The 6,408-nt window shown below is 73.7% G+C and carries 5 protein-coding genes; 3 read left to right on the forward strand and 2 right to left on the reverse strand.

The genetic code is table 11. The annotated features are described in order from the left end of the window. Positions 1-73 precede the first annotated feature (73 nt). Together IF37_RS0132275 and IF37_RS0132280 are read left to right on the forward strand one after the other, a co-directional pair. Positions 74-775, forward strand: coding sequence for a ribonuclease HII (locus IF37_RS0132275; protein WP_030750773.1), 702 nt, complete (start codon positions 74-76; stop codon positions 773-775). Between the two features lie 68 nt (positions 776-843). Then, positions 844-1,473 (forward strand): hypothetical protein, encoded by a 630-nt coding sequence (locus tag IF37_RS0132280; RefSeq protein WP_079165987.1) that lies wholly within the window; start codon positions 844-846, stop codon positions 1,471-1,473. A 424-nt stretch (positions 1,474-1,897) separates the two neighbouring features. Here IF37_RS0132280 and IF37_RS0132285 read toward each other — a convergent pair whose 3' ends face one another. Together IF37_RS0132285 and IF37_RS0132290 are read right to left on the reverse strand one after the other, a co-directional pair. Further along, entirely contained in the window at positions 1,898-2,518 is a 621-nt protein-coding gene (locus IF37_RS0132285) for a hypothetical protein (protein WP_030750779.1), read from the reverse strand. A 305-nt stretch (positions 2,519-2,823) separates the two neighbouring features. Further along, on the reverse strand, positions 2,824-4,989 hold the full coding sequence (locus IF37_RS0132290; RefSeq protein ID WP_030750782.1) for a RecQ family ATP-dependent DNA helicase: 2,166 nt from the start codon (positions 4,987-4,989) through the stop codon (positions 2,824-2,826). A gap of 142 nt (positions 4,990-5,131) precedes the next feature. On the opposite strand from IF37_RS0132290, the gene IF37_RS0132295 reads away from it, so the two are divergent. Next, positions 5,132-6,408, forward strand: a 1,277-nt coding sequence (locus IF37_RS0132295) for a DUF4192 domain-containing protein (RefSeq protein ID WP_037857530.1), incomplete at its 3' end; no start/stop codon positions are given.

Here is a 6,408-nt window from a genome sequence, read left to right on the forward strand (position 1 = left end):
GGCGGCGCCCGTGACGCCGGTCGGGAGACCGGGGTGTCGCGCGGCGATCCCGGCGGCGTACGCTAAGGGCGCCATGCCGTACGAACCACCTACTCATACCGTCGAGCGCTCCCTGCGCGCCACGACCGGAGCGAAGGTCATTGCCGGTGTCGACGAGGTGGGACGCGGAGCCTGGGCCGGTCCCGTCACGGTCTGCGCGGCGATCACCGGACTCCGCCGCCCGCCCGAGGGACTGACCGACTCCAAGCTGCTGACGGTCAGGCGGCGCACGGAACTCGCCGAGACCCTCCGGTCATGGGTGACGGCCTACGCGCTGGGGCATGCTTCCCCCGAGGAGATCGACGACCGGGGGATGACGGCCGCGCTGCGGCTCGCCGCGGTCCGCGCCCTGGACGCGCTGCCGGTCCGCCCCGACGCCGTGATCCTCGACGGGAAGCACGACTACCTCGGTGCCCCCTGGCGGGTACGCACGGTGATCAAGGGCGATCGGTCGTGTGTGGCTGTCGCGGCGGCATCGGTGATCGCCAAGGTTCAGCGCGACAAAATGATGGCCGAACTGGGCACCGACCATGCAGACTTCGGATTCGCGGACAATGCCGGGTATCCGTCGCCCGTGCACAAGGCCGCACTGGAGGAGCGGGGGCCCACCCCGCACCACCGTTTGTCGTGGGCGTATCTTGATGCGTTGCCCCAGTGGCGGCACCTCAAGAAGGTCCGCAGCTGGGCGGAAGGAAGCGTTCCGAAAATCGAGGGCCAGCTCGGCTTCGATTTCTGACGGTTCCGATCGCACTGATGTGCCACCCGGTCATCCGCGCCGCACCAATGTTTGATAAATATCAGCTCATGCCTCTCATTCCCGAGGAGCCTCAGATTCACGAGAGTGCCCAGGGTCCCCGCGCCACTCCGGCCAGTGGCCGTACCGCGCCGACCCCTCGCCCCGTACCCGGCCCCCGTCCCGCGGCTCCGTCCCGCCCCGGTCGTCCCGGCCCTGTGCGGCCCACGCCGCCGGTGCAGCGCACGCCGCGTGAGGTGGCTCCGGTCCAGCCCGGCCCCTCCGGCCCGGCTGCTCCCGCCGCCGTGGCGGGTCCGCAGATCCAGTTGATCCCGGCCTCGGCCGAGGGTGCGCTCGACGCCGCCGAGGAGGCGGTGGACTTGCTGCTGGACGCGGGCCGTGCCCCCGGCGACGTCCTTGTGTTCACTACGGGTGCCCAGCATCCGTGGGCCGAACACGAACTCTCCTTCGGTGAAGCGTCCTACTGGGCGCAGCACGATGCCGGTGACGACGTCTTCTACGCGGATGCCGGCGCCGCCTCGCGTGCCGCGTCCCGACCGGTGGTCGTCGTGGCCGTCAACGGAGGTCCCGCCTCCGTCGCTGCCACCGCCCTTCCGCTGGCCCACGCCCGTGCCGACTCGCTGCTGATCGTCTGCGGCGACCCGCAGCAGATCAACTCGGTGCTGGGCGCCGGCGTCTGAGTCGCGTCCGGCACCTCGGGAGACCGTGGTGCCGAGGGTGCCGTTTCGGCGGGATCCGCACGGTGCGGCTTTCGGCATGCCCGGACGACCGGCCGTGGCCGTGGCGTCGGCGGGTCCGCCCTTTGGGGGCAGCCCCGTCGGCGTGGTGGGAGTCCGTGGCGGACAGCTGATCCGCCGTGTCACAGCGGTGCGTACCGGTCCGGACAGCGCGCCGGGCCGGTGCGGCCCCGGACGCCCGGTCGGCCGCCGCCGGGGCGCCCGGGAGCGGTCCCGCGGGTCCGCCGGTCGTGGTGCGTGAGCCCGCCGATGCCGCCGGGTGCCGTGCGCGGTGCGCGTCGGTCCGGTCCTCACACACCGTCCCGCGGTGTCGTATCCGTTCTCCCGGCCGGAGGCACGAGCCGGTACACCGCCCGCGCCGTGCTGATCAGCGAGCCGCTGCCCGGCGCAGCACCTCCGAGACCGGGCCGCCGGTGCGCGGCGCGAGCGGCGGGGCCTCCGACGTGGCGAAGGGCTCCGGGACCGAGTGGGCGTTCGGCCGACGTCCGCCGCGGCCCTCGCCGAGCACCTGCCAGCCGTCGTGCGTCAGCGTGATGTACGCGCCGCAGCGCAGCCCGTGCAAGGTGCAGGCATCGCGCAGCCCCCACATCCAGGCGCCGTCCTCCTCGGTCCAACGCGCGTCGCCCTCACGGCAGTAGAGCAGAACGGCCGTGCGTACGGGGGTGCGGCGGCGCAGATCGTGCGGGATCACCCGGCGCAGCTGGGCCAGCAGGGCGTTGCGGAACAGCCAGCCGTCGGCCGGGGCCGTGCGGCGCGTGAACGAGGCGCTCGCCCGGAGCCGTTCGTCCGGGTCGAGAACCGCCACGATCGCGGTGAGCGGCTTCGGGTGGTGACGGGAGTGCAGTCCGCTGACGACCTCACGGGGGTTGCGCAGCAGGGGGATTCCGGCGGCGGCCCATTCCGCGGGCTCCAGCAGGCGACTGGCGGAGGCGGCGGACGCGGACGTCGACAACGGGGCCGCCGAGGACGATGCGAATCCGAAGGTCACATTCCTCCCTTCGGCTACGCGCCCAGACTGCGGGCGAGGTCGGATTCGGGGAGCGCGCACCGCAGCGGAACCCAGCCGGAGCGGGGACGAGCCGTGCGGGTAGCGGACTTCAATTCTTCCTGTCGAACTTGGATGCGGCAACGAGCAATTGGGACCACCGACTGTTATCTGGTGGTGCGTGGCTTATATCCCTACCCAAAGCTCCGCCCATGACGCCTGCGGCGGCGGCCCGGCGTCCGGCGGGCCGCCGCAAACGCGTGCGCGGACATCCCGCCGGACGGCGCGGACCAGCGAGGACGCCTGGCTCAGCCCTGGACGGCGAGGACGAGTGGCAGCACACCCCGCGCTCCGGATCCGCGGAGCAGACGTGCCGCGACCGCCAGGGTCCAGCCCGTCTCCGTGAAGTCGTCGACCAGCAGCACCGGACCGGCGGCCTCGGTGAGCGCCGACGCCAGGGCGGGCGGCACCGTCAACGCGCCGTCGAGTGCCTTCAGCCGCTGCGCGCTGTTGCTGCGTGGCGACCGGGGCGCCTCACCGGCGTACTCCACCGAACCGAGCAACGGGAGCCTGCCGATCTCGGCGATCCGTGCGCCCAGGGAGTGGATCAGCCGGGGCCGGCTGCGGGAGGCCACGGTGACCACGCCCACCGGCCGGGCGGGGGCGTCGGACGCGCCGGAGGCCCAGCCCCCGGGACCGCGGGCCCAGTCGGCCAGCACGTCCACCACGGCTCGTGCCACGTCGTCCGGCACCGCGGCGTCCGACGCCTGGGGCGCGAGCAGCGGACGCAGCCGGTTGCCCCAGCCGATGTCCGACAGCCGCCCCAGGGCCCGCCCCGGCGAGGCCTGCTCCCCGGCCGGGATGCGTCCCTTGAGATCGATGCCGATGGCCGGGAGCCCGGTCGGCCACATGCGCCGGGGCTCCACCTCCACCCCGGCCCGGCCCAGGTCGCTCCGGGCGGCGTCCAGGGCCGCCGTGGACAGGCCGGAGGTGAAGCGCGGCTCCGCGCAGTTGTCGCAGCGGCCACAGGGCTTGGCGCCCTCGTCGTCCAGCTGGCGCTGGAGGAACTCCATCCGGCACTCGGTCGTCGTCGCGTACTCGCGCATCGCCTGCTGTTCGGCCGCACGCTGCCGCGCCACCCACGCGTAGCGCTCGGCGTCGTACGACCACGGCCGGCCGGTGGCGGTCCAGCCGCCCTTGACCCGGTGCACGGCTCCGTCCACGTCGAGGACCTTCAGCATGGTCTCCAGGCGTGAGCGGCGCAGCTCGACCAGCGGTTCCAGGGCGGGCAGCGACAGGGGGCGGTCCGCCCGGCCGAGGACGTCGAGGGTGCGCCGGACCAGGTCCTCCGAGGGGAAGGCGAGCGAGGCGAAGTACTCCCAGATGGCCTCGTCCTCCTTGCCCGGCAGCAGCAGCACCTCGGCGTGGTCGACGCCACGGCCGGCCCTGCCGACCTGCTGGTAGTAGGAGATGGGGGAGGAGGGCGAGCCGAGGTGGACGACGAAGCCGAGGTCCGGCTTGTCGAAGCCCATGCCGAGCGCGGAGGTGGCGACCAGGGCCTTGACGCGGTTGGCGATCAGGTCGTCCTCGGCCTGCTGCCGGTCGGCGTTCTCCGTCTTGCCGGTGTACGAGGCGACGGCGTGCCCGCGCTGCCGCAGGAAGGCGGTCACCTCCTCGGCGGCGGCGACGGTGAGGGTGTAGACGATGCCGGAGCCCGGCAGGTCGTCGAGATGGTCGGCGAGCCAGGCCATCCGGTGCGCGGCGTCCGGCAGTCGCAGCACGCCGAGGCTCAGACTCTCCCGGTCCAGCGGCCCGCGCAGCACCAGCGCGTCGGAGGTGCCGCCCGTGCCGAGCTGCTCGGCGACGTCCGCGGTGACGCGCGCGTTGGCCGTGGCCGTCGTGGCCAGCACGGGGACGCCGGGCGGGAGGTCGCCGAGCATGGTGCGCAGCCGCCGGTAGTCGGGGCGGAAGTCGTGCCCCCAGTCGGAGATGCAGTGGGCCTCGTCCACGACCAGCAGGCCGGTGGCCGCGGACAGCTTGGGCAGCACCTGGTCACGGAAGTCGGGGTTGTTCAGCCGCTCCGGCGAGACGAGCAGGACGTCCACGTCGCCCGCCGCGATCTCGGCCTCGACGGTCTCCCACTCCTCGGTGTTGGCGGAGTTGATGGTCCGGGCGTGGATACCGGCCCGGCCCGCGGCCTCCACCTGGTTGCGCATGAGCGCGAGCAGCGGGGAGACGATCACCGTCGGTCCGCTGCCTCTGGCCCTAAGCAGCGAGGTCGCCACGAAGTACACCGCGGACTTGCCCCAGCCCGTGCGCTGTACGACCAGGGCCCGGCGCCGGTCGGCGACCAGCGCCTCGATCGCCCGCCACTGGTCCTCGCGCAGCCGGGCCGCGCCCGTGGCATCCCCGACGAGCCGGGCGAGGACGGTGTCGGCCTCGGCCCGGAGATCCGCGTTGCTCGTGTGCTCCATGGGTTCCATACAACAGGACGGGACCGACAATCGGCCGGGCCCGGGCCAGGGCTGTGGACAACGCCGACGTCCTTGTCGTGTCCCTGCTCCGACTTATCCACAGGCCCAACCGGAATCTCGCGATCCGCGAGATCGTCGGCGCATGACGAATCACAGCGACACCGCCGGACCCTCCGAGAACAACGGCCTCTCCGGGCAGGACCCGGCGACGGCACCGGCCGACCACGCCACCCAGGTCACTCTGCGCACCCCGGCCGAGCTGGCCGACGCCCTGCCCTACCTGCTGGGCTACCGCCCCGAGGACAGCATGGTGCTGGTCGCCCTGCACGACCGCGGAGGCCGCGGCAGGTTCGGCGGCCGCGCCCGGCTCGGCATCCCCGCGAACGAGGAGGACTGGGAGGCCGCCGCCCGGCAGCTGGCCCGCGGGCTGGTGACCGGCAGCGAGCGGCGCGGCACCCGGCCCGAGGGCATGGTGGCCTACGTCTGCCAGGAACCGGGCCCCGGGGAGTCGGGCCGGGATGTCAAACGGCGGCTGGAGAGGCTGGCCCACCTGATGCGGATCGAGTGCGGCAGCCTCGACGTACCGGTGATCGAAGCCCTCTGCGTCTCGGACGGGCGCTTCTGGTCGTACTGCTGCCCGGTCAAGGGCTGCTGCCCCGAGGACGGCTCGCCGATGGGCCTCCCCGGCACCTCGGTGCTCGCCGCGGCGGCCACCTACGCCGGCATCCAGGTGCGCGGCACGCTCAGGGAACTGCACGCCAGGCTGCGGCCCTGGGAGACCACGGCGGCGCTGGAGCAGGAGATCGCCCTCGACGCGGCGGGCATGAGCCTGGTGCCCCGCATCCTGGACGAGGCGACCCGCCAGGGCGTGGCCGAGGAGACCCTCGGTCTCGCCGAGCTGATCATCCACCGTTTCGCCGCGGCGGCACCGGTCTCCGGCACCCACCCGGCGGACGTACGCGACGACGGCCTGCTCACGGCGGACGAGGCGGCGACCCTGATCCTCGGGCTCCAGGACCGCACGACCCGTGACCGGGCCGCCGCCTGGATGGAGGGGGACACGGCAGGCCCGGCACTCCGGCTCTGGCGCGCCCTGGCCCGCCGCTGCGTCGGACCCTACGGCGAGCACGCCGCCGCACCGCTCACCCTGGCGGGCTGGGTCGCCTGGTCCACAGGTGACGAACTGGAGGCGCGCGAGGCGTTGGCCATGGCATTGGGCGCGGATCCCGACTACTTGTTCGCGCGCCTGCTCCACCAGGCGTGCAACGAAGGACTCGACCCCGAGGCGGTCCGCCGCTGCCTGCGCGTGCAGAGCACGCGGGCCGCCCCGGCGCGGACCACGGACCCGACGGCCCCGGCCGCGCGGCACACCTCCGCCGAGCCCGCGCGGGCTCCGGCGGACGAGCGGCGGTCCGGCAC

Origin of the sequence: Streptomyces sp. NRRL S-31 (assembly GCF_000718775.1) — a bacterium.
Lineage (GTDB): Bacteria > Actinomycetota > Actinomycetes > Streptomycetales > Streptomycetaceae > Streptomyces.